At 60.4% G+C, this 22146-nt stretch carries 17 protein-coding genes and 1 tRNA gene; 10 read left to right on the top strand and 8 right to left on the bottom strand.

The window, feature by feature from the left end; translation table 11 throughout:
• Positions 1-5: 5 nt before the first annotated feature.
• Complete coding sequence (locus E2F50_RS07660; RefSeq protein ID WP_133315556.1) at positions 6-461, bottom strand: RbsD/FucU family protein; 456 nt, start codon at positions 459-461, stop codon at positions 6-8.
• A gap of 204 nt (positions 462-665) precedes the next feature.
• On the opposite strand from E2F50_RS07660, the gene E2F50_RS07655 reads away from it, so the two are divergent.
• The gene (locus E2F50_RS07655; protein WP_133315554.1) at positions 666-1910 is read left to right on the top strand and encodes an aminotransferase-like domain-containing protein; all 1245 of its coding nucleotides are present in this window, start codon (positions 666-668) and stop codon (positions 1908-1910) included.
• A gap of 127 nt (positions 1911-2037) precedes the next feature.
• Here the strand turns inward: E2F50_RS07655 and E2F50_RS07650 are convergent, their stop codons facing one another.
• Positions 2038-3939 (bottom strand): CASTOR/POLLUX-related putative ion channel, encoded by a 1902-nt coding sequence (locus tag E2F50_RS07650; protein WP_133315552.1) that lies wholly within the window; start codon positions 3937-3939, stop codon positions 2038-2040.
• Between the two features lie 237 nt (positions 3940-4176).
• On the opposite strand from E2F50_RS07650, the gene E2F50_RS07645 reads away from it, so the two are divergent.
• The 5 genes from E2F50_RS07645 (at position 4177) to E2F50_RS07625 (ending at position 9697) form a co-directional block, all read left to right on the top strand.
• A complete protein-coding gene (locus E2F50_RS07645; RefSeq protein ID WP_133315550.1) occupies positions 4177-5160 on the top strand; it encodes an ABC transporter substrate-binding protein in 984 nt (327 codons plus the stop codon).
• A 12-nt stretch (positions 5161-5172) separates the two neighbouring features.
• Positions 5173-6867 (top strand): ABC transporter permease, encoded by a 1695-nt coding sequence (locus E2F50_RS07640; protein ID WP_133315548.1) that lies wholly within the window; start codon positions 5173-5175, stop codon positions 6865-6867.
• Positions 6855-7883, top strand: a complete 1029-nt coding sequence (locus E2F50_RS07635; protein ID WP_133315546.1) for an ABC transporter ATP-binding protein — start codon at positions 6855-6857, stop codon at positions 7881-7883. The genes E2F50_RS07640 and E2F50_RS07635 overlap by 13 nt, the downstream gene beginning before the upstream one ends.
• A gap of 83 nt (positions 7884-7966) precedes the next feature.
• Positions 7967-8716, top strand: coding sequence for an NUDIX hydrolase (locus tag E2F50_RS07630; RefSeq protein ID WP_133315544.1), 750 nt, complete (start codon positions 7967-7969; stop codon positions 8714-8716).
• A 63-nt stretch (positions 8717-8779) separates the two neighbouring features.
• Positions 8780-9697 carry a PhzF family phenazine biosynthesis protein gene (locus tag E2F50_RS07625; RefSeq protein ID WP_133315542.1) on the top strand — a complete coding sequence of 306 codons (918 nt, stop codon included), beginning with the start codon at positions 8780-8782 and terminating at the stop codon, positions 9695-9697.
• Positions 9698-9816: 119 nt separating this feature from the next.
• Here E2F50_RS07625 and E2F50_RS07620 read toward each other — a convergent pair.
• A tRNA-Lys gene (locus tag E2F50_RS07620) sits at positions 9817-9892 on the bottom strand.
• Between the two features lie 375 nt (positions 9893-10267).
• On the opposite strand from E2F50_RS07620, the gene E2F50_RS07615 reads away from it, so the two are divergent.
• Positions 10268-11008, top strand: a complete 741-nt coding sequence (locus E2F50_RS07615) for a BA14K family protein (RefSeq protein WP_133315540.1) — start codon at positions 10268-10270, stop codon at positions 11006-11008.
• Between the two features lie 65 nt (positions 11009-11073).
• Here E2F50_RS07615 and E2F50_RS07610 read toward each other — a convergent pair whose 3' ends face one another.
• Complete coding sequence (locus E2F50_RS07610) at positions 11074-12273, bottom strand: MFS transporter (protein ID WP_133315538.1); 1200 nt, start codon at positions 12271-12273, stop codon at positions 11074-11076.
• A 100-nt stretch (positions 12274-12373) separates the two neighbouring features.
• Positions 12374-13309 (bottom strand): LysR family transcriptional regulator, encoded by a 936-nt coding sequence (locus E2F50_RS07605; RefSeq protein WP_133315536.1) that lies wholly within the window; start codon positions 13307-13309, stop codon positions 12374-12376.
• Positions 13310-13456: 147 nt separating this feature from the next.
• Between E2F50_RS07605 and E2F50_RS07600 the strand changes: the two genes are divergently transcribed.
• The 3 genes from E2F50_RS07600 (at position 13457) to E2F50_RS07590 (ending at position 18818) form a co-directional block, all read left to right on the top strand.
• Positions 13457-14278 (top strand): alpha/beta hydrolase fold domain-containing protein, encoded by an 822-nt coding sequence (locus E2F50_RS07600; RefSeq protein ID WP_133315534.1) that lies wholly within the window; start codon positions 13457-13459, stop codon positions 14276-14278.
• Positions 14279-14334: 56 nt separating this feature from the next.
• Positions 14335-15516, top strand: coding sequence for an efflux RND transporter periplasmic adaptor subunit (locus tag E2F50_RS07595; protein WP_133315532.1), 1182 nt, complete (start codon positions 14335-14337; stop codon positions 15514-15516).
• 119 nt (positions 15517-15635) lie between these two features.
• On the top strand, positions 15636-18818 hold the full coding sequence (locus tag E2F50_RS07590; RefSeq protein WP_133315530.1) for an efflux RND transporter permease subunit: 3183 nt from the start codon (positions 15636-15638) through the stop codon (positions 18816-18818).
• Positions 18819-18874: 56 nt separating this feature from the next.
• Here the strand turns inward: E2F50_RS07590 and E2F50_RS07585 are convergent, their stop codons facing one another.
• The 3 genes from E2F50_RS07585 to E2F50_RS07575 all read right to left on the bottom strand — a co-directional run bounded on the left by E2F50_RS07585 (position 18875) and on the right by E2F50_RS07575 (position 22108).
• Complete coding sequence (locus E2F50_RS07585) at positions 18875-19645, bottom strand: SDR family NAD(P)-dependent oxidoreductase (RefSeq protein ID WP_133316372.1); 771 nt, start codon at positions 19643-19645, stop codon at positions 18875-18877.
• A 114-nt stretch (positions 19646-19759) separates the two neighbouring features.
• On the bottom strand, positions 19760-21490 hold the full coding sequence (locus tag E2F50_RS07580) for a catalase (protein WP_281029185.1): 1731 nt from the start codon (positions 21488-21490) through the stop codon (positions 19760-19762).
• 99 nt (positions 21491-21589) lie between these two features.
• Complete coding sequence (locus E2F50_RS07575) at positions 21590-22108, bottom strand: metallophosphoesterase family protein (RefSeq protein WP_133315528.1); 519 nt, start codon at positions 22106-22108, stop codon at positions 21590-21592.
• Positions 22109-22146: the final 38 nt, after the last annotated feature.

Below are 22146 nucleotides of genomic sequence, written 5' to 3'. Positions count from 1 at the left end.
TCTGGTCAGACATCTGTGGGCGGGATGACGCCTTTGGTGAGCAGGAAGCATCCGTAGAACCGGGTTTCCCCGGTGGCGATAACGCAGTAGGCTTCTTTCGCCTTCTCGTAGAAAGCGAAACGCTCGATACCATACATGGGAGCAGGCTGACCCTCCGCCAGGTCGATCTCCGTCTGGACCTCGCGCTGGATCGCCGGGATCGTTTGCGGCTCGCCCATCACCTCCATCCGTCCGACGGACGGCTGGAGCGGAGTATCGAGCGGCAAGACCGAGAGGATGGCCTGCATGGCGCGCGCTGAGGATACATTATCGATACGCAGCAGTTCCCCGAGCACGGTGTGACGGGCAACCGAATCGGCCGGAAAATTGGTGTCCACAAGGGCGAGCGTATCGCCGTGGCCCATCGAACTCAGGGCATAAAGCACGTCCGCATTCAGTGCCGGATCCAGGTTCTTCAACATGTCTGTCCTCCTCCAGGGCCGGCGATTCGACCGCCAAACCGATACCGGAAGTCTTAGCCGCCGCAGCCGTCACGCCAAGCGGAGAATTTTTGCTCGGGGAGCTGCAAGTCGAAAACCAATGATTTCGATAGGTCAGTATTGCTGACCTGTCGAAATTTCTGTAAAGCGTGTGCAACAAAATCGGAAATAAGAGGAAACATTCACGTGCTTGATTGGGAACATATATTCGCAACCCGCTCCAGCCGCATGAAGGCGTCGGAAATTCGCGAACTTCTGAAGCTGTTGGAGCAGCCGGACATCATTTCGTTTGCCGGCGGTATTCCCGATCCGGCACTGTTTCCGGCGCAGGAGTTTCAGGCGGCCTATGCCGAGATCTTTTCCAGCAGCCAAGTCAATGCAGCGCTGCAGTATTCCGTCAGCGAGGGCTACAAGCCTCTGCGCGACTGGATCGTCGCAGACGTCGCCAAGATCGGCATCGAATGCTCCGCCGACAATGTGTTCATCACCTCCGGCTCGCAGCAGGCGCTGGATTATCTAGGCAAGCTCTTCCTGTCGCCGAACGATACGGCACTGGTGACCTGGCCGACCTATCTCGGCGCGCTGTCCGCCTTCAATGCTTACGAGCCGAATTACGATCAGCTGTCGCTGAACGGCAACCGCACCCCGGAGGGTTATCGGGACACGGCGGCCAAGGCCGGCGGCCAGGTCAAATTCGCTTATCTGTCCGCCGATTTCTCCAACCCGACCGGCGAAACTATCGGCCAAGAGGGACGTGAAAAGCTGCTGGCGCTCGCCGACGAGATGGATATCGCCATTCTGGAGGATGCCGCCTACCAGCATCTTCGCTTCAACGGGCAGGCAATTTCGCCAATCCTGGCGCTCGACATCGCCCGCAAGGGCGGGATCGAAAATACCCGCACCATCTATAGCGGCAGCTTTTCGAAAACGCTGGCGCCGGGTCTGCGCGTCGGCTTCGTCATCGCCGCCATGCCGGTCATCCGCAAGCTGGTGCTGATGAAGCAGGCGGCCGACCTTCATTCCTCGACGATCAACCAGATCGCCATCGAGCATGTCGCATCGCGTGGCTTCGACGCGCAGGTGGCGAAGATCAAGAAAGTTTACAGCGGCCGTCGCGACGCTATGCTGGCGGCGCTTGAAAAATACATGCCGAAGAACACCAGCTGGACCAAGCCCGAGGGCGGCATGTTTGTTTGGGTCACCTTGCCCGAGGGTATGGACGGAGCGGAACTGCTGGCGAAGTCGCTAGCCACGGAAAGGGTTGCTTTTGTGCCCGGCAAGGCGTTTTACGCGGATGGCAGCAATGCCAATAGCTTGCGCATCAGCTTTTCCTGCGCCAACGACCAGATGATCGACGAGGGGATCAAGCGGCTCGGCCGCCTGATCAGCAATTCCGTTGCCGGCGATAACGAGACGCTGCCAATCATCTGACCTGTTCGGCCTTGGACCAGCTTTGCTGCAAAGACCAGCTTAGTTGCAAATTTTGAACAGCCCGCATCCACCTAGGACGCGGGCTGTTTCTTTGTGCAGGGCACGTTTGCCGCTATCCTTTAGGCGCTCAATCCTGAGCCAGCACGATGACCATATCGGCTTCGGTATAGGTGATGGGCTCAGTCCTGTTCGGATTGACGACCACGCCGCCGAGATTGCGGTGATCAGCATCGTCGGCCCGCTGACGCCGGTAGCCGAGCGCCACTTCCCCACGGCGCAGCGCCGACAAAGCAACGGTGAAGAAGTTGATCGGCTTGCTGATGTCGACATAGTCGCTCATCGGGCGCATGTAGATTTCCGACCCCGCCTCGTCCAGCAGTTCATCAAAGATGGCTGCCATGGATTCGTTTTCGGACGCCTGTGCCAGCATCAAGCTGACCAGTTTGTTGCTGACAACGAAATCCTCAGCTCTGGTGACTTCGGCCAGTTCGCGGTTTCGCACGTCGATCATTTCGCTGACGACGCTGATATGCTTGCCCGCCGTCTCGCTGATCTTGCGCAACTGCAGGAGGGTGATCAGCGTGCGCGTATCGGCAGACTGGGCAAGCATGGTGTCGCTATAGCCGAGAACCAGCACGTGGTTGTAGGACGGAACATCCAGCGCATCGAGTGCCGGGCGGCTGCTGGTGTCGATGACATGGTGTTCGACGACCAGATTGGCCGGATCGAGCTTCAGGCTGGCGATTTCCGCCTCGAATTCCGGCGTGTCGGCGGCGATCGTCAGGCGCGAGCCGGGTGCCACATAGCGCGCGAGTTCGGAGGCTATGATCGGTCCGCGGCGGTTCCAGCCGAGGATCAGGGTCTTCTCGGCGGTCACAGGCCGTTTGACGATCGGCTTGATCGCGCCCTTGTCGATCCCCATGTCGCCGGACCAAGTTTTAATGGCACCGTCGTCTTCCGAGATGATGACGGCCTGATCGCTGGCCAGGATGACCTGGTTGGGGTTGGGGTTGAGGTGGATTGCGCCGCTTTCGTCACGCAGTCCGATCAGCGTGCTGTTCTCGTATGAAAGGACGGCGTTGCCAAAGGATTTTCCGACGATAGCGGGCTGGCCGATCGTGTAGATCTCGCAGCCATCGAAATCCAGCAGTTCGGAATAAACGGCGCTGAGGCCGGCCTGGCGGCTGGTATGCACGACGATCCGTGAGATCAGATCATCGGCAAGCACGAGCTGCATTTCGGCTCCGCCAACAATGCGTGCGACGTCGGCATTGCTTGCATCGCGGATTTCGGCGGCGATCATGTATTTATCGGGCCGGCGGTTGGGGTCGTTGACCAGCGCCAGGACCGTCTTGATGACCTGCGAATCCGCATCCTCGCCTTCCGGCGACAGCACGATAATCGAACGGCTGGTTTGCGGGTTGACGATGGAAAGGTCGTAAAGGTCGGTCGGGTCGCCACTGCGGCAGATGATCTTGGTGTTCTTGCGGTCGCCAACCTTGGCGGCGATCTCGTCTTCCATCTCCACCTTGTCCTTATTCGCCATAATGACGATGCGCGGCCGGCGGCGGCTCTGGTTGGCGATGATCAGCTCGGCGATGACGTCGAAAATGGACGGCGACCAGTTGAGGATGACCGTATGTTCCTTCTCGAGAACCTGCGAGCGGCCCTTGCGCAACTCGTCGAGCTTTTCCTCGAGACCGGAACTGATGACACCGATCAGCGCCGAGAACACGAAAATGCCGGCGATCGTTACCAGCAGCATGATGCCGCGGAAGCTCCAGCCCTGGTCGCCGCCCATCGTGCCTGCGTCGAAGGTCCGCATCAGGCTTTCCCAGGTGCCTTCGATGAAGCCCAGGGGCTCCGCGCCATCGGGTGCGATGCCGGTCAGTGCCAGAATGGCACCGGCAAACATGATGACGACCAGCGATATCAGTGCCAGCCAACCGATCAGCGCAATCGCACCGCCGGCCATGCTCTTATCGAATTCATAGCGCAGCCGTGCGCCCAAGTTTTGTCGGCTTTTCATCTATCAACCCCGCAATATATCCCCGATGTCGCCATGACAGGATTCAAGAAGGAACACAATCAGTGCTGATGGGAGACGCGAAGAAGGCCCAGAAAAGGTATTATAGACGCAAATCTACAAACCATGCTGTCTCTGATGCAGCAAGCGACTTTCGATGAGCTTTGGCCGACGCTGTCACATGACTGTCAAGCAGGAATGCTTTACCTCCGCCACTTACGCTCGCACAGGGACATTCCGATGAAGAACCTTCTTTCCGCTTTCACTGCCCTTGTGGCGCTCGGCACGGTCGCCGGATCCGCCCAGGCTGCCGATCTGGTGCTTTATACGAGCCAGCCGAATGAAGATGCGCAGGCCACCGTCGATGGCTTCAAGGCTGCCAATCCCGGCGTCGACGTCCAGTGGGTGCGCGACGGGACACCGCAGATCATGGCCAAGCTGAACGCGGAGATCGCAGCGGGCAATCCGGCAGCCGACGTTCTTCTCATCGCCGATACCGTCACGCTTGAGCGGATGAAACAGGCCGGCCAGCTGATGGCATACAAGTCTACGGAAGCCGCCAATTATGATGCCACTCTTTATGATGCCGACGGCTATTACTATTCGACCAAGCTGATCACCACCGGCATCATGTACAATACCCAGGCATCCATGAAGCCGACTAGCTGGGCCGATCTCGCCAAGCCGGAAGCCAAGGGCCTTGTCGCAATGCCGAGCCCGCTAGCCTCGGGTGCCGCTCTCATTCATGCGCAGACGCTCACCGCAGTTCCAAGCCTCGGCTGGGATTACTACAAGAACCTCAAGGCCAATGGCGCTGTGGCTGCCGGCGGCAACGGTGCCGTGCTGAAATCCGTCGCGTCGGGCGAAAAGGCCTATGGCGTCGTCGTCGACTACATGCCGATCCGCGAAAAGGCCAAGGGTGCGCCGATCGAGTTCGTCTTCCCGAAGGAAGGCGTTTCGGCCGTGACCGAGCCGGTGGCGATCCTGTCCTCCACCAAACATGCCGAGAATGCCAAGAAATTCATCGACTACGTCCTGTCCCAGAAGGGCCAGGACGGCTTCCTGAAGCTCGGCTACATACCGGCGCGTAACGGCATGGGCGTACCTGCAGGCTTCCCTGCGCGCGAAACCATCAAGCTTCTGCCGGTCAGCGCTCCTGAAGCGCTGAAGAATTCCGAGAAGGATGTGAAGACATTCTCCGAGGTTTTCGCCGTCAAAGGCTGATACAAGCGCCCCATGAAGCAATCTGCAAATCCGGGAAACAGCCAGCCACGTTGGCTGTTTCCATTTGTCGTCACAGTCGTATTCGTTCTGAGCGCGCTGCCTTTGGGTCGGCTTGCCGCTACCGGGATCGCGTCGGCCTTGACCGGTGGCGCCCGTCAACTCCTGACTGATCCGGCGCTGTGGGAGGCGGTCTACAATACCTTGACGACCTCCTTCTTCGGTATGATTGCGGCCGTCATACTAGGCGGCGGCTTTGCACTCTTGCTGACGCTGTTCGATATCCGCGGCAAGACGGCGCTTGGCTTCCTGTTCATGCTGCCGACCATGATCCCGCCGCAGGTGACGGCACTCTCCTGGATCGGCATGACAGGTCCGTCGAGCGCATTGCTGAAAGCGGTCGGCCTGGCACCACCGCTTGGCAGCCCGCAACCTCTCTATTCCCTCGGTGGCATAGCGCTGCTTTATGGCGTGCAGAACGCCCCCTTGGTCTACCTATCGCTGCGGGCAGGGCTCTTGGCTTTGCCCCGCGACGGCGTCGAAGCGGCACGCCTCGCGGGCGCCTCGTCGCTGCAGGTCCTCAAGGACGTCATCCTGCCCTTGTCGCTGCCCGGCTTTGCAGCGGGCGCCGCCATCGCGTTCGTATCCTGCGTCGGCAATTTCGGCATTCCCGCCATCCTCGGTATTCCCGCCTCCATCTACACGCTGCCGACGCTGATCTACGCGAAATTCGCGGCCTTCGGTTCCGGCACGTTCGCCGAGATCTCCATTCTTTCGGCGCTGATCGCCCTGCTTTCGATCGTCGGGCTGGTCGTCGAGGCACGGGTACTGCGCGGGCGTGACTACCGTGTCATCGGCCTATCGGGGCAGGTGGCGGTTTTCCGGCTTGGAATCTGGCGATTGCCGGCACAATTGCTCCTATGGCTGACGATCCTGGTTATTCTGGTCATGCCGCTGACGGCACTGGTCGCAAGCTCGCTGGCGCCGGCTTACGGCGTTCCGCTCACCCCCTCCACGGTCACGGTCAAGGCCTATGAGGAAATCCTCTTCCGCCAATCTGTGACCCGCACTGCCTTTACCAATTCCATTGGCTTGTCGCTCGCCACAGCTTTCGGCCTTCTGGTTGTGGCGGTATTGGTCGGTTATTTCCTGGTGCGCAGCAAAAGCCGCGTCACCGGCTTAATCTCGGCCCTGGCGGAAATCCCCTATGCTTTGCCAGGCGTGGTTCTGGCGGTCGCGTTCATCCTGCTTTTTGCGGCTCCCATTCCTTTCATCGGCGTGTCGATCTATGGGACGATCTGGATCATCCTGATCGCCTATCTTTCCAGCTTCCTCGCCGTCAGCCTGAAGCCCGTTGTCAGCGCCTTCCGCCAGCTCGATCCGTCGCTCGAAGAAGCGGCGCGCTTGTCGGGAGCAGGTTTCGGGCAAAGGCTGACCGATATTCTTGTGCCGCTCGTCGCACCGGCCGCCGGTGCCTCGGTCATCCTGGTTTTCCTGATCGCCTGCAACGAGCTGACGATCTCGGCGCTTCTCTGGTCGGCCGGCACGCAGACGCTCGGCGTGGCAATCTACAATCTCGATGACAGCGGCAGCTTCAATCTCGCATCTGCGCTTTCCGTGCTCGTGGTCATCATGGTCATAGCCTTGATGCTGCTGCTGGAACTGATGGCGAAAAGACTGCCAAAAGGTGTGGTTCCGTGGCGCAGCTAATCCTTGACAATATTTCCAAGCAGTTCGACACGACGGATCGGGCGGCCGTGAGCGGCGTCTCGCTCACCGTGCGCGAGGGCGGCTTTCTGGCGCTGCTCGGCCCATCCGGCTGCGGCAAGACCACTGTCCTCAGGATGATTGCCGGTTTCGAGCAGCCTAGCGACGGCGCGATCCTGCTGGGGGAGAAATGCCTGGCCGACGGGCGCGCGATGGTTCCTCCGGAGCATCGCAACATGGCCATGGTGTTCCAGTCCTACGCGCTCTGGCCGCATATGAGCGTCGCCGAAAACGTCGGCTATCCCTTGAAGGTCCGTGGCCTTTCCGGCCAAGCGCGAGACGCGAAGGTCAGGGAAGCGCTGGCCTCGGTCAGGCTTGAAAAGTTTGCTGATCGCCGCCCGGCCGATCTGTCGGGCGGGCAGCGGCAGCGGGTGGCGCTCGCCCGTTGCCTGGTGACCGACCCGGATGTCGTCTTGCTCGATGAGCCGTTGGCCAATCTGGACCGACATCTGCGCCAGGAAATGGAAGAAACCTTTCGCGAATTCCATTCCCGATCCGGGGCGACGATGATCTATGTGACGCACGACCAGGCAGAAGCCATGGCGCTGGCAACCGACGTGGCGGTGATGTCCGAAGGCAGGCTGTTACAGGTGGCGACACCGGAGGAAATCTATGCGCGGCCGCAGGGCAGGCTGGTCGGGGAACTGATCGGGCAGGGGGCTATCCTGTCCTTGCCGTTGATCGGCGAAGGGCTGCGCCTTCTCGACTGGCCGGCGATGCGGGCGCTCCTGGAGGACCGTCGCCCATCCACCCAAATCGATATTCTCGTGCGCCCCCAGGATGTGGAGCTGGCAGAAGGTGGCGTGCCCGCGACGGTGACCTCGGTCCTTTTCGAGGGCGAGCGCTATGCCGTGCGTCTGTCTCTGCTAGACGGCCAGACCTTGCGGGCCTTTGCCCGGGAGGCGGTGCGGGTCGGGGAGAAGCTCCATGTCGTTATCCGCTCGGCTTGGAGACTTTAGCCATCCCGATCCGGCATGCATAATCTTCCCGTGTTCTGCGTTGCAGTAGCGTGGTGGAAGCAAGTAACCTCATGAGAGACCTGATGGATATCCAGCTTTCGGAAGAGTTTTCGGAATGGCCGCCGGAACAGACCGTCTTTCACGTGCCCAAGGTATCGATCCGGGTGCTGACGGGTGATCACTCGTTTTTCCTCGCCGAGCGCGAGGCAATCGCCGAAAATTGGCGGCAGGAAATCGAGGCCAATCCAGCCTTGTTTGATGGCCGCATGCTGCTTCAGAAACGGATTGGACTTGCGCCCGACGGTTTGGTCGCCGAGGGTCATGCCATCTCCTATTCGACCTTTCTGTGGTGGCGCAAACAGGCGGACAGGCGCGGCGGCATCCACGTCTATGCCTATCCTGTCCTGGAGACATCGGACGGCGCCCTTGTCGCCATTCGCATGGGAGCCCACACGGCCAATGCCGGGACCGTCTATTTCGCATGCGGATCGTTTGAGCTGGAGGACGTCTCCGATGGCTGGTGCGACCCTGATCACAACATGCATCGCGAAGTGCTTGAAGAAACAGGGCTTGATCTCAGCCAAGCACAGGTGAGCGGCGGCTACCATATCGCCCATTACCGGCGGGCGGTCACGCTCTTCCGGGTCTTCCGCTTCGAGCTCACCGCCGAGCAGATGATCGCCCGGATCGAACGCCATATGGAGATCGGTGAGGATAAGGAGATAGCCGGGGCCGTGGCCATCCGCTCGGCTGACCCATACGCTCATCCTTACAATGTTGGCATGTTGCCCGTCCTCGACTGGTACTTCGACCCGGAGCGGAAAGACGCGTGAAGGGGTTGCGCCCGGCGGATCGCTCGGGCAGTTTTGCGGCATGCAAATCACGAGGAGGTGTCCTTGGCGCGCCGCTACAGCATCTATGATGTCTTCACCAGCCGGAAGCTTTCGGGCAATCCCCTCGCAGTGGTCTTCGATGGCGACGGCCTCGAGAGCCGCGAGATGCAGGCGATCGCCAGGGAAATGAACCTCTCGGAAACCGTCTTCGTCCAACCAGCAACGCATGCAGCCCATGCAGCCCGACTTCGGATCTTCACGCCGGGCAAGGAACTGCCCTTTGCGGGTCATCCGACGGTTGGGGCGGCGATCGCTCTGGCGGAGCGCAATCATGGCAGCGCAACAGACGAACTCGATCTCGTTTGCGTGCTGGAGGAGGAGGTCGGGCCGATCCGATGCGCAGTCCGCCTGCGCCGCAACGAGGCCGGCTTTGCCGAGTTCGACCTGCCGCGCACGCCGGTGCGCATCGATCTGCCCCTCGACCGGCAGCAGATCGCCGACGCGCTCAGCGTCAAATCGACCGAGATCGGCTTCGAGAATCACGTCGCATCGATTTGGAGCGCAGGCGTGCCGTTCCTGATGATCCCCTTGCGCAATCTGGCCGCCGTCGAGACGGTTCAGTTCGATCCGGGCCTGTGGGAAAAGGCAGCGCCTTTCGTGGAAGGCGGACTTGTTTCAGCCTATATCTATTGTCGCGGCGGCGTGCATCACCAGGCAAAATTCCACGCCCGGATGTTTTCCCCCGACATGGGCATAGCCGAAGACCCGGCAACCGGCTCCGCGGTTGCCGGACTGTCAGGCGCCATCCGCCATTTCGATGCGCTGCCCGACGGCCATCATCCACTGCTCGTCGAGCAGGGAGTGGAGATGGGCAGGCCCTCACTGATCCATCTGCATATAGACGTGAAGGAGGGACGCATTTCCCGCGCTCGAATCGGAGGGCAGGCGGTGAAGGTCGCAGAAGGCTCGTTGGACGTGTAGAGCCCAGTCAGTGCGCTTTCTCAGGCAGGTTGTTTCGCCTATGGCGGAAGTCGTAAACGGCGCGGAAAGCGCTCGCACGAAGCCGGCGCCAAGCCTGAGTTTTACGTAGAAGTTAGTGATGGTGGGTGATGTAGGGCTCGAACCTACGACCCGCTGATTAAGAGTCAGCTGCTCTACCAACTGAGCTAATCACCCAAGTGACCGGCGGCTTGGAAGCCCTCGCTGCCGGTGTGAGGGGCGTATAATGGGGAAGTCCCGGCTTGTCTAGCGGCTTCATGAAGATTCTTTCGCTGAACCAGTGAAAACAAGCGGACGGCCGTTGATCAGAGGTGAAGCTGCAGCTCCAGAGATAAAGCTTCCAGGATCTTCAGCGAGATATCGCCCCGCCTGGCTCGTGCAGCTCGCGTCGGCCGTTCCAAGCGTACTCGATCCAAGTCTCCTCAATTATCTCGTCACGGTGCGGAGCAACCTTACCCGCCGGACTGCAGTGACTTCATTTTGCATCGCAGCATGGAACCAGGCGCGTCGCTTGGCATTCTCGTCTGAAATTGAGAAAAATGGAGATCCGTCGTGAAAGCAATTTTGCTGCTGCTGGCCAGCCTTGTTTTCCTGGTGACAATCTTCATGTGCGGTGTGTTCTTCACCGCCTATGTGATTGCTGAGCCAGAACCGCATAAGTTTGCTCATATAGACACACCGGATCTCTGGACGTCCAAGCCCGTCAAGGTCGCAACCGAAGGGCAGGGCTATGACCGTCTGGCCGCAGTCGAGACCACAGCTTCCGTCCCGGCGTCGAATGTTTTCGAAGCCGGCGGGATGACCAGCCAGCAAGCCGAGAACGTGCAGTCGCCCGATGTTGACCACACGGTAACAGGCGCGCTCAAGCCGCAGGGCGTGACGAATGAAGCAGACCGGAACGTAGTGCAGAGTGCTTCCGCCGGCGCAGTCGATCCCGTTCGGGCCGAATGGTGCTATGCCCGCTACCGGTCCTACCGTGTTGAGGACAACAGCTATCAGCCCTTCAGCGGACCACGTCGTCAGTGCGAAGCTCCTGGAACAGAGGCACATCAGGCCGCGGCCGCCTTGCCACGTGGTCAGGGTTACGATGCGGCCATGCAGAATCCGGATGCTGAGGAAGAGCAGGATCAGCTGGTCGCGGACCGGGGTTCTTCGATGGGTGGAGCCGACGTGCAGGGCGGAAGCCATGAAGGCTGGTGCCAGGCGCGCTACCGTTCCTACCGCATCGAGGACAATAGCTACCAGCCCCTAGACGGCGGCCCGCGACGCGCCTGCCAGTCGCCTTTTGGTTGATCGGTCGTTCGCTGAACTGTGAACATTAGAGCCAGATTTCGTGAACGCAAGAACGCTGGCCGGTTTTAAGGTGCGACGGCCGCCCTCTGGCTGCCGAGCCTCGCTTTTTCGATGGCCCGAAGCCGCAGGGATAGCAGCAGGCCGAGCAGGGTCATGGAAGCGATGTAATAGGGCGCCGCCCGCCAGCCATGGGCGCCGACGACCATGGCCAGCAACATCGGTCCCAAGCATTGGCCGATATTCGACCCCTGCATCACAAAGCCGCTGAAGGTTCCGACGAGATCCCGCCGAGGTGCATAAACGGGGATGGCTCCCATGATCGTCGCAGGGAGCAGGCCTCCGGAAACCGCATAGAGCACCGACGCCCCGTAGCGCAGTCCGACCGGCAGAGCCTCGGCGAAGACGAGGAAGGAAGTGAGCGTCAGCATGAGGCAGGGGACGGCGACGAGCAGCCAGCGAGGGACGCCGAGACGGGCGAATACACCTCCGAAGACATTGCCGACAGCATTGGCGAGGACGGCGAGGGCGGCGAGCATGGAAGCATGGTTGAGCTCCACCTGCATGTCCTCGATAAGCAGTGTCGGCAGGAAGCCGAAGACCGCCATGAAGCTGGCACTATAGCAAAGGAAGATGCCGGCAATGATCCACGAGGAGCCGCGCGATGCAGTCAGTGACAGGCTGGCAAGCAGCGGTGTTGTTCTGATGTCTGAGGCCGGTGCAGGGATGTTTACCAACGAAAGAAGAACCAGCGGCACAAAACTGATAGAGGCGGCCAAGAGCCAGCTGCCGCGCCATCCATAGGTTGTCATTAGCAGCGGCGATGTCAGCATCATGGTCGCCACGCCAGCCGGAAGCCACAGTCCCCAGATCCCCAGGGCAAGCTGCCTGTCCTGAAGTTCGCAGGAGGAGGAAATCAATCCGGGTGCTGCGACAATCGTCATGATCAGCCCGAAGCTTTCCAGAACCCTGCTTGCCAGCAAGAGAAACGATGTATGGGAGGAAAAGCCCATGAGGCTGCCGGAAATCAGAAGAGCAAGACCGATGATCATGGCCAGGCGATGGGTCAGATAATCGGTCAGCCGACCGATCACCAGGCCGCAGACGGCGCCGAGCGCGCTTGCGAGACCCATCAGCCAACCGGCCTGCACCAGCGTCATCCCGAACTCTTCCCGCAGGAGCGGAATGGCGGGAGGAACCTTGCCGATATGCATGGCCGCAGCAATGCCGCCGAACACCGCAAGCGCGATCACCTTCCACCGCGTCATCGACCTCTCCTCCCGTGCCGCCAGCTTGTCCAGCCCTTAGCATCCCGTTGATCGGGAATGAATAGTTCAGGTCAAAGAACATCGGTGCAAGCAAAGATCATCAGCTGGCTTTGCGCAACGGCTCAGGATGGTCCTCGGCCTTCAGGCCCTGCACGAGCTTGACCAGCCAGTCGACGAAGACGCGGACCTTGTTGCTCAAGTGCCTGGTTTGCGGATAAACGATGTAGAGCGGGAGCGGCGTGCAGCTCCAGCGGGACAGAACCTCGATGAGTTCCCCCTTCGCCACGGCATCCTTCGTCATGAAGCGGGGCGCTTGTGCAATTCCCATGCCGGCAATCGCAGCATTGACATAGGATCGGGCATCGTTGACCGACACAGCGTATCGCGGCGTGACTTCGACTACTTCATCGCTCTGGCAGAATTCCATGGCAAGGACGCGGCCCGACTGGGCGTTGAGATAGCCTACCGAAACGTGGTCTTCTTCCAGATCCTTCGGATGCAGGGGCTCTCCGAACTTTTCGATGTAGAAAGGCGCGGCATAGGTGCTCAAAGGGATCTCGCCGACCTTCCTGGCAATCAGCGACTGGTCCTGCGGCGTCCCGGCTCGCAGGGCGCAATCGACGTTTTCGGCGATATAGTCGACCAATCTGTCGCCGACACCGATATCGAGGCGGATTTGCGGATAGCGTTGGTAGAAATCGCAGAGCGCCGGGATGACCACGAGGTCGGCAAAGGCCCCTGACATCTCGACGCGCAGCCGCCCCTTGGGCTGCATCTGTGAATTCGACATACTCCCATCCAGCTCGTCGATTTCAGACAGGATCTGCATCGCCCGCTCGTAATAAAGGGCGCCGTCGGTGGTCACCATCACCCGCCGCGTCGTGCGGTTGAGCAGTGTCGTATTCAGATGCGCCTCAAGGCTTTGCACCATGTTCGTCACGGTTGTCTTCGGCATGTTGAGCGTTGCCGCCGCCCGGGTAAAATTGCCGGTCTCGACCACGCGGACGAAGACACGCATTGCTGAAAGCTGATCCATCAGAAGCCCGAATGTTGTGCTGCAACATTGTTCCGGAAATTGGGACAGTGTTGCCGAACCGAGTTAGCTTGTGCATTTAGTCCCGAACAATAATATCAGCTTTAACAGTTACGGCAAGTAAGGCCGTGTTTGATCGGCAGGTCCGTCATGACAGCGCATTGGGAAAACATCGAATTGGGACAATCGGCGAAGCCGCCCGTTCCCATGCGCCTTTATGAGGGACATCCGAAATATAAGGTTCCGCCGCTCGTCCTCTACCTACGAGGCGGGGCGTTTCTGGATCAGGACCGCGATCCATGCGAGCGGGCCGTGGCGAAGGCGCTTGCGGATATGGGTGCGGTGGTTCTTGAGGCGGATTATAGCAGCGTTTCGCTCAACGTCTTTCCTAAGGCGATGGAAACGGCCTTCACGGCGTTGAACTGCTTGAGCAGCCGGCGCCGGCAATTCGGCAGCGTCAAGTCGCTGCTCATTGTTGCTGGGGACGAAGCCGGGGGCAATGTGGCCGCGGGCGTGGCGCTTAAGGCGCGCGACCTAATGCCGGGTGAACTGAGCGGTCAGGTTCTGCTTTCGCCAATGATCGACCCGATGATGGCGACGGCGTCATTTCGCAAGGCGGACGAGATCGGGATGCGTGAACGCTGGTCGGATGGCTGGAGCCATTACCTGCGCTCGGCGGGTGGATTTCAACATCCCTATGCCGCGCCCTGTCTGTGTTCGCGGCTTTCGGGTGTTGCTCCAGCGCTCATCATGACATCGGAAGATGATCCGTTGCGTGACGAGACAATCGGTTATGCCGAGCGCCTGGCCGGTGCGGGCGTTCAGGTGCGTTATAAAATTGTCCCATCCGGCAGCGGCTGGACGGGGATCTACCAGGACAAGGAAAAGGAAGACAAGGACGCCAGCAAGCAGACATGGGCCTCGCAGCTCTGTCGCGAGTTTACCGGCTTCGTCCAGGATTTGAGTTCATAATACTGCATATCGGTAGTTGTGGCGGCCGCAAAGCTTGGCCGCATGGAGAATAAGAGATGTCCAAGATGAAAAGCTGGGCCCTGTGGGGCACTGGAATGGGGGCTGTCGCGCTGATCGCCGGAGCCTCACTTTACTTCGATCTGCCGAATGGCGCGAGGGCCGATTCGGCACCTGCTAGCAGCGCTCCGGCGCCGGCCGTCCCGGTGACGGTTGCGACAGTGCAGCCGCGTACGGTGACGACGTGGCAGGAGTTTTCCGGCCGCCTGGAAGCGGTGGATCGGGTGCAGATCCGTCCGCGCGTGGCTGGCGCCATCCAGTCCGTACATTTTCGCGAAGGCGGCCTAGTAAAGGCTGGCGACCTTCTCATCACGATCGATCCGGAACCCTACCAAGCCGCCGTGGCGGAAGCGGAGGGCCAGGTGGCGTCTGCCCAGGCCAAGCTAGAACTGGCCAATACGGAGCTTGAGCGGGGCAAGACCTTGTCTGCAAAGAACACGATCTCGCAGAGCGACCTTGCCCAGCGTCAGAGCGCCCAAAGCGAAGCCATTGCCGGGGTTCAGTCTGCCAAGGCTGCCCTGAAAGTGGCGCAGCTCAATCTCGACTATACCCAGATCCATGCACCGATCGCCGGCCGGGTCGGCCGTATCGAAGTGACTGTCGGCAATCTCGTCGCCGCCGGCTCGGCTTCCGTGCCGCTGACAACGCTCGTCTCGGTCGATCCGATCTATGCCAGCTTCGATGCCGGCGAGGAATTCGTCAGCCGCATCCTGGCGGAACTGCCGAGTGATAATGGCACGGCCGCCCTGGATCAGGTGCCGGTAGAAGTGACGACGCTGTCGGGCGAAGACGCCATCCGCGGCAAGTTGCAGCTGGTCGACAACGAGGTCAACGCCTCGAGCGGCACACTGCGCGTCCGCGCCGTCTTCACCAATCCCGGTGGCAAGCTGATACCGGGCCAGTTCGTGCGGGTCCGCATGGGCCAGCCGAAAGCGGTGGAGCGGATGGTCATCAGCGAAAGGGCCATCGGCACCGATCAGGACAAGAGGTTCGTTTTCGTGGTCGATGGTGAAAATAAGGTTGCCTCCCGTCAGGTGGAACTCGGAACGGCGATCGATGGAATGCGCGTTGTCGAGAAGGGCCTCAATCCCGGCGACCGGATCGTCGTGAACGGCCTGCAGCGTATTCGTCCCGGTGCCGTCGTGGCACCGCAGGACGAAGCCAAACTAGCTAATAAGTAACTTCAATATCGCCGGCACGCCGCCGGCCAGAACAGAACGCTTCCCTGCCACCCGCAGCCATCGTGCTGCGGGACTGGTGCGATGCATGTCTTGTTCATCCCTGGAGAGAGGGTTTTGACATGAACATTTCCGGATTTTTCATCGACCGGCCCGTCTTCGCGGGCGTCCTGTCGATTCTTATCGTCGTTGCCGGCCTGATCGGACTGGGCTCACTGCCCATCTCGGAATATCCCAACGTGGTGCCGCCTTCGATCGTTGTTCGCGCCACCTATCCCGGCGCCAACCCGACAGTTATCGCCGAAACAGTGGCAACGCCGCTCGAAGAGCAGATCAACGGCGTCGAGGGCATGCTCTACATGTCCAGCCAGGCGACCTCCGACGGCGTACTCAACGTCACGGTGACGTTCAAGCTCGGCACCGATCCCGACAAAGCGCAGCAGCTGGTTCAGAACCGCGTTTCGCAGGCCGAACCGCGCCTGCCGGCTGAAGTTCGTTCGCTTGGCATCACCACGGTCAAGAGCTCGCCCGACTTCATCATGGTCGTCAACCTCGTCTCCACCGACGGCAGTTCCGACATCACCTATCTGCGCAATTACGCAACCTTGAACATCAAGGATCGGCTTGCGCGGCTTGAGGGCGTCGGGCAGGTGCAGGTTTTCGGCGCTGGCGATTATTCCATGCGTGTCTGGATCGACCCGCAGAAGGCTGCGGAGCACAATCTGGCCGGCAGCGATATCAGCAATGCGATCAGCTCCCAGAACGTCCAGGCGGCAGCCGGCATCATCGGTGCGTCGCCGAGCCGCTCCGGTGTCGATCTGCAGCTGAACGTCAATGCGCAGGGACGCCTTCGCACCCCTGAAGAATTCGGCAATATCATTGTCAAGAGCGGTGCGAATGGCGAAATCACCCGCCTTCGCGACGTCGCCCGCGTCGAGCTTGGCGCAGCCGACTACACCCTCCGTTCGCTGCTGGACGGCAAGCCGGCCGTCGCCGTCGCCGTTCTCCAGGCGCCGGGATCCAACGCAATCGAAATTGCCGATAATGTTCGCGCCACCATGGATGAACTGCAGCAGGCCATGCCGGCTGGGGTCAAATACGAAATCGTCTACGACACGACCAAGTTCGTGCGCGCCTCCATCGAGAAGGTCATCGACACGCTGCTCGAAGCCATTGCGCTTGTCGTGTTGGTGGTCATCGTCTTCTTGCAAACATGGCGCGCCTCGATCATCCCGCTGATCGCCGTTCCCGTATCCATCATCGGTACGTTTGCGGTCATGTATGTGTTCGGCTTCTCCATCAATGCGCTCAGCCTGTTCGGCTTGGTGCTGGCAATCGGTATCGTCGTCGACGACGCGATCGTCGTGGTCGAGAATGTTGAACGCAATATCGAAAACGGCCTCAGCCCCCGCGACGCGACTTATCAGGCAATGCGCGAAGTGTCCGGCCCGATCATCGCCATCGCGCTCGTGCTGGTCGCGGTCTTCGTACCATTGGCCTTCATCTCCGGTCTGTCGGGGCAGTTCTATCGGCAGTTCGCGTTGACGATCGCCATCTCGACCGTGATTTCGGCGATCAACTCGCTGACTCTGTCACCAGCTCTCGCCGCCTTGCTCCTTAAAGGCCATCACACCAAGAAGGACTGGCTGACACGCTTCATGGATGCGATCTTCGGCTGGTTCTTCCGCGGCTTCAACCGCGCCTTCGGCACTGGGTCGCGCTATTACGGCAAGGGCGTCGGCGGACTTCTGTCACGCAAGAGCATCGTCATGGTCATCTATTTGGCCTTGGTCGCCGCCACCTACAGCCTGTTCACCACGGTGCCGGGCGGGTTCGTCCCGTCGCAGGACAAGCAGTATCTCATCGGCTTTGCCCAGTTGCCGGATGCGGCCAGCCTCGACCGGACGGAAAGCGTCATCAAGCGGATGACCGACATTGCTCTCGATCAGCCGGGCGTCGCCAATGCGATCGCCTTCCCAGGTTTGTCCATCAACGGCTTCACCAATTCCTCGAATGCTGGCATCGTCTTCGTGACGCTGAAGGATTTCGAGGAGCGTGAAACGCCTGAGCTTTCCGGCGGCGCTATTGCCATGGCTTTGAACCAGAAGTTCGGGTCGATCCAGGATGCCTTCATTGCCATGTTCCCGCCGCCGCCGGTCAACGGTCTCGGCACGACGGGCGGCTTCAAGCTGCAGATCGAGGATCGTGCCGGCCTCGGCAACCAGACCCTGGACGAGACCGTCAAGGCGGTGATGGGCAAAGCCTATCAGACGCCGGAACTAACCGGCATCTTTTCGAGCTTCCAGGTCAATGTACCGCAGCTATTTGCCGATCTCGACCGCTCCAAGGCAGAGCAGCTGGGGGTTTCCGTCACGGATGTCTTCCAGACCCTGCAGATCTATCTTGGCTCGCTTTATGTGAATGACTTCAATGCCTTCGGCCGCACATATAGCGTGCGTGTCCAGGCGGATGCGAAGTTCCGTTCGCAGCCCGAAGATATCGGCCAGCTGAAGGTCCGTTCTTCGTCGGGTCAGATGATCCCCTTGTCGGCCCTGCTAAGGGTTGACGCCACCACCGGGCCGGAGCGGGCCAACCGGTATAACGGCTTCCTTGCCGCCGATATCAACGGCGCCCCGGCACCCGGCTTCTCGTCCGGCCAGGCTCAGGCTGCCATCGAGAAGATCCTCAACGAAACGCTGCCGGCCGGCATCGAGTTCGAATGGACGGACCTGACCTACCAGCAGATCATCGCCGGCAATTCTAGCCTTATCGTCTTCCCGCTGGCGCTGCTTCTCGTCTACCTGGTTCTGGCAGCCCAATATGAAAGCCTGACACTGCCGCTCGCCATTGTGATGATCGTGCCGATGGGCGTGCTGGCCGCCCTGACGGGCGTCTGGTTGACGGGAGGAGACAATAACATCTTCACCCAGATCGGCCTCGTCGTCCTTGTGGGCCTCTCCGCCAAGAACGCCATCCTGATCGTCGAATTCGCGCGCGAGCTCGAGTTTGAGGGCCGTACGCCGGTGGAGGCCGCTGTCGAAGCAAGCCGTCTGCGCCTGCGCCCGATCCTGATGACCTCGATGGCCTTCATCATGGGCGTCGTGCCGCTGGTGGTGTCGACCGGTGCCGGTGCCGAAATGCGCGCCGCCATGGGTGTGGCCGTGTTCTCCGGGATGATCGGCGTCACCTTCTTCGGCATCTTCATGACGCCAGTCTTCTATGTGCTGGCCCGCATGCTTACCGGCAGCCGCCCCTTGCGGCAGCACGGGACGGAGGCGGCGCCCGCTCTCTCTCCAGCGGAGTAGCTGGCCTCCAGGCCGCGCGGGCTTTTCCACCGGAGCCCGCGCGGTTTTCTTTTCCCCTAAAGGACGCCGCCGTCGACAACCAGCGTTTGCGCGGTGATGGCAGCAGAGGCATGCGAGGCGAGAAAGAGACACGGGCCAACCAGGTCTTCTGCTGCGAGAACACGCTTCAGGCACTGCCCGGCCTGCATGGCGGCGATCTTGTCCTTGTTCAGCCAGAGACGCTCCTGCCGCTCCGTCACGATCATTCCCGGCATAATCGCATTGACCCGGATGTTTTCCGGGCCGAGTTTGCCGGCCAGGCTTTTCGTCAAGCCGATGATTCCCGCCTTGGCGGTCGTATAGACGGGCATTTCGCTCATGTTGCGCATGAAGGCGATCGACGAGAAGTTGATGATCGATCCGCCGCTGCTGGCGCGCAAATGCCCAACAGCAGCCTGGCTGACGAAGAATACCTGTTTCAGATTGATCGCCGTGCTCCGGTCCCAATAGTCTTCGGTGACGGTATTGAAGTCGTGCCGGTCGTCCCATCCGGCATTGTTGACGAGCACTGAAAGCTGGCCGAGCCGGGTAGCCGCCTCATCGACGGCGGCCTTGGCTTGGGCGACTTGCCGAAGATCCGCCTTGAGGTAGAGGGGAGGGTGCGCGACCGTCCCTGACAGGCGTGTCACCAGCTGTTGACTTGGTTCATCGGCCACATCGATGAAAGCAACCTTGGCCCCTTGCTCCGCAAAGCCCTCGACCAAGGCCGCGCCTATCCCGGATCCGCCACCGGTGACCAGGACTCCACGGTCAACCAGATCCCTATGATATGTGCTGATTTTGCCGATCAAGATTTCCTCCCTCGCTGGCCAAGTTGGCGACGTTCTATCGCGCCAGGACGAAGGAGTACAAGCGATCTGAAAAGCCGCTCCCGAAGCATCGGGAGCGGCTCGTTCTGCAGCTTATTCGGCTGCCTGGCTCTGGGTCATGCCGTTCGTCGGCAGCATGCCGTTCAGCACTTCTTCCGCCGAGGCCTTGTGGTTCTTGACGGAGCTCGTCCACTGGCCCCAGACCGTCGGGTCGATCTTATCGCCGTTATTGCCGAGGTTCTGCAGGCGACGCTGATCCTCGTCGGTCAGCACCTGCTTGGGCAGAGGCGGCAAGTGACGCACGGCATCGGCTGTGACGCCGAGTTTTTCGCCGACGCGCCGGCCGTAATCGTCATGCACGAGGAAGAAGTGCCAGACCATGCGCTCCTGGATATCGCGCTCGCACTGGCCCAGCAGGTCGCCCATGTTGAAGATCAGGTCGTCACGCTCCCAGTCCATCATCGTGCAGAAACGGCCGCGCGCCTGGACATAGTCGTTGCGCCGTTCGACGACGCTGCGAACCAGCCGGCCATGCAGTTCAGGCGAATTGATGGGCTCCTCCCGCTGCGCTTCATGCAGGCCATTGTGGATGGACGGCTCGAAGTTGACATGCGGGTTCTGGCCCGGCGCCAGGTCGCGACGGAAAGACATCTGGCCGCCGCTCAGATTGGTGGACACGGCAGCGTTCTTGGCCTGGTTGACCGGCAGCTGCAGGTAGTTCGTGCCGACCCTGTAGCGCTGGGTGTCCGAGTAGGAGAATGTGCGGCCGACCAGCATCTTGTCGTCTGAGAAGTCGAGGCCGTCGACCAGCACGCCCGTGCCCATGGCGATCTGTTCGTTTTCGTTGAAGAAGTCTTCGACATTGCGGTTGAGCGTCATGACGCCGACATGCCGCAGCGGGAAGTCCTTTTCCGGCCAGATTTTCGTGTCGTCGAGCGGATCCCAGTCGAGTTCCGGGTGATCATGGTCTTCCATGATCTGCACATACATATCCCATTGCGGATATTCGCCGCGCTCGATCGAGGTGAACAGATCCTTGGAGGCCGAGCCGAAATCCTGGCCCTGCACCTTGGCCGCTTCTTCGGCCGTGAGGCTCGCGAGGCCGGCGCGCGGATGGAAATGGTATTTCACCAGAACCGTGTCGCCATCGGCATTGACCATCTTGTAGGTGTTGACGCCAAAACCTTCCATGTGCCGGTAGCTTGCCGGAATGCCGCGCGGGCTGAACAGATGGGTCAGCATGTGCATGGATTCAGGCGTCTGGCTCATGAAGTCGAAGATGCGGTTGGCTTCCTGGCGGAAGGTCACCGGATCCGGCTTTAGCGAGTGGATGACGTCGGGAAACTTGATCGCATCGCGGATGAAGAAGACCGCCAGATTGTTGCCGACGAGATCCCAGTTGCCGTCTTCGGTGTAGAACTTCACAGCAAAGCCGCGCGGGTCGCGCGCAGCCTCGGAGGAATCGCGGCCGCCGATCACGGTGGAGAAACGGATGGCGAGCGGCGTTTTCTTGCCGGCCTGCTGGAAGAGCTTCGCACGCGTGTATTTGGAGGCGGGCTCGTCGCCGATCTTGCCGGTCACTTCCAGGTCGCCATAACAGACGAATCCGCGCGCATGGACGACCCGCTCGGGGATGCGCTCGCGATCGAAATGGGTAATCTTTTCGAGAAACTGATAATTCTCGAGCGTCGCAGGACCGCGGCTACCCACGGTGCGCATCGACTGGTTGTTGGTGATCGGGTGGCCCTGCCGGTTCGTCAGAGTCCTGTCGGCGGAAGCATCCGGCATGTTGCCCGGTGCGCGCGTGTTCGGCTTGTCGTCCATCTTCAACCCTCCTGTTCGAGACATGGACGCGCCGATACCCTTGCGGACGCGGCGCGACCACAAAGGCGTAACTCACCCAGGTGACAGTTGTTCCGCAGGTTAGAAAGATTCCAGGCTGGCTGGCCTTGCCTCTTTGCGCAGCAGGTCTTCCAGCCTCACCGGGCGCAGATGGCGCGCGTCTACCCCGACATCGAACTGGCGCGGCACGGGTTTCAACCGCCCATGTGAATGGCCATGCAGGTTGATCGACTTTTTGCCCATCTTGTTCCAGGTGCGAAAGGGATAGTGACAAAGAACAAGAAACTGTCCCTCGATCATCATTTCCCCGTAGTGCTGGACGCTCGCCCATCCCTTTGCCAGTACGGTCTCTTGCGGATCATTATTGCCAATGACCAAGTGCTTGCGACCGTTGAGACGTCGCAGCAGGTCTTCCACCGGTCCGGCGCGGGCGGAGCTGAAATCGCCCAGATGCCAGACCTCGTCATCCTGCCTGATCGTGGCGTTCCAGGCGGCAATCAGCGCGTCGTCATGCTCTGACATGATAGGAAACGGTCTGCGATCGATCCGCAGCACGCGCGGATCGCCGAAATGTGTATCACTGGTAAAATAGATCGTCATGCGGGCCTTCCATTACAGCATGGCATTTGCTTCTCTGC

This window comes from Rhizobium deserti (genome assembly GCF_004358025.1).
In the GTDB taxonomy this organism is placed as follows: domain Bacteria; phylum Pseudomonadota; class Alphaproteobacteria; order Rhizobiales; family Rhizobiaceae; genus Neorhizobium; species Neorhizobium deserti.
Note: the sequence above shows the minus strand (reverse complement) of the source record. Positions and strands in the feature narration are given on the sequence as shown.

What these genes read in the sequence shown, in the direction of transcription:
- E2F50_RS07660 (WP_133315556.1), bottom strand. Translation starts at nt 461, where the DNA reads ATGTTGAAGAACCTGGATCCGGCACTGAATGCGGACGTGCTTTATGCC.
- E2F50_RS07640 (WP_133315548.1), top strand. Translation starts at nt 5,173, where the DNA reads ATGAAGCAATCTGCAAATCCGGGAAACAGCCAGCCACGTTGGCTGTTT.
- E2F50_RS07610 (WP_133315538.1), bottom strand. Translation starts at nt 12,273, where the DNA reads ATGACGCGGTGGAAGGTGATCGCGCTTGCGGTGTTCGGCGGCATTGCT.
- E2F50_RS07575 (WP_133315528.1), bottom strand. Translation starts at nt 22,108, where the DNA reads ATGACGATCTATTTTACCAGTGATACACATTTCGGCGATCCGCGCGTG.
- E2F50_RS07600 (WP_133315534.1), top strand. Translation starts at nt 13,457, where the DNA reads ATGACAGCGCATTGGGAAAACATCGAATTGGGACAATCGGCGAAGCCG.
- E2F50_RS07645 (WP_133315550.1), top strand. Translation starts at nt 4,177, where the DNA reads ATGAAGAACCTTCTTTCCGCTTTCACTGCCCTTGTGGCGCTCGGCACG.
- E2F50_RS07650 (WP_133315552.1), bottom strand. Translation starts at nt 3,939, where the DNA reads ATGAAAAGCCGACAAAACTTGGGCGCACGGCTGCGCTATGAATTCGAT.
- E2F50_RS07595 (WP_133315532.1), top strand. Translation starts at nt 14,335, where the DNA reads ATGTCCAAGATGAAAAGCTGGGCCCTGTGGGGCACTGGAATGGGGGCT.
- E2F50_RS07630 (WP_133315544.1), top strand. Translation starts at nt 7,967, where the DNA reads ATGGATATCCAGCTTTCGGAAGAGTTTTCGGAATGGCCGCCGGAACAG.
- E2F50_RS07590 (WP_133315530.1), top strand. Translation starts at nt 15,636, where the DNA reads ATGAACATTTCCGGATTTTTCATCGACCGGCCCGTCTTCGCGGGCGTC.
- E2F50_RS07605 (WP_133315536.1), bottom strand. Translation starts at nt 13,309, where the DNA reads ATGGATCAGCTTTCAGCAATGCGTGTCTTCGTCCGCGTGGTCGAGACC.
- E2F50_RS07580 (WP_281029185.1), bottom strand. Translation starts at nt 21,490, where the DNA reads ATGGACGACAAGCCGAACACGCGCGCACCGGGCAACATGCCGGATGCT.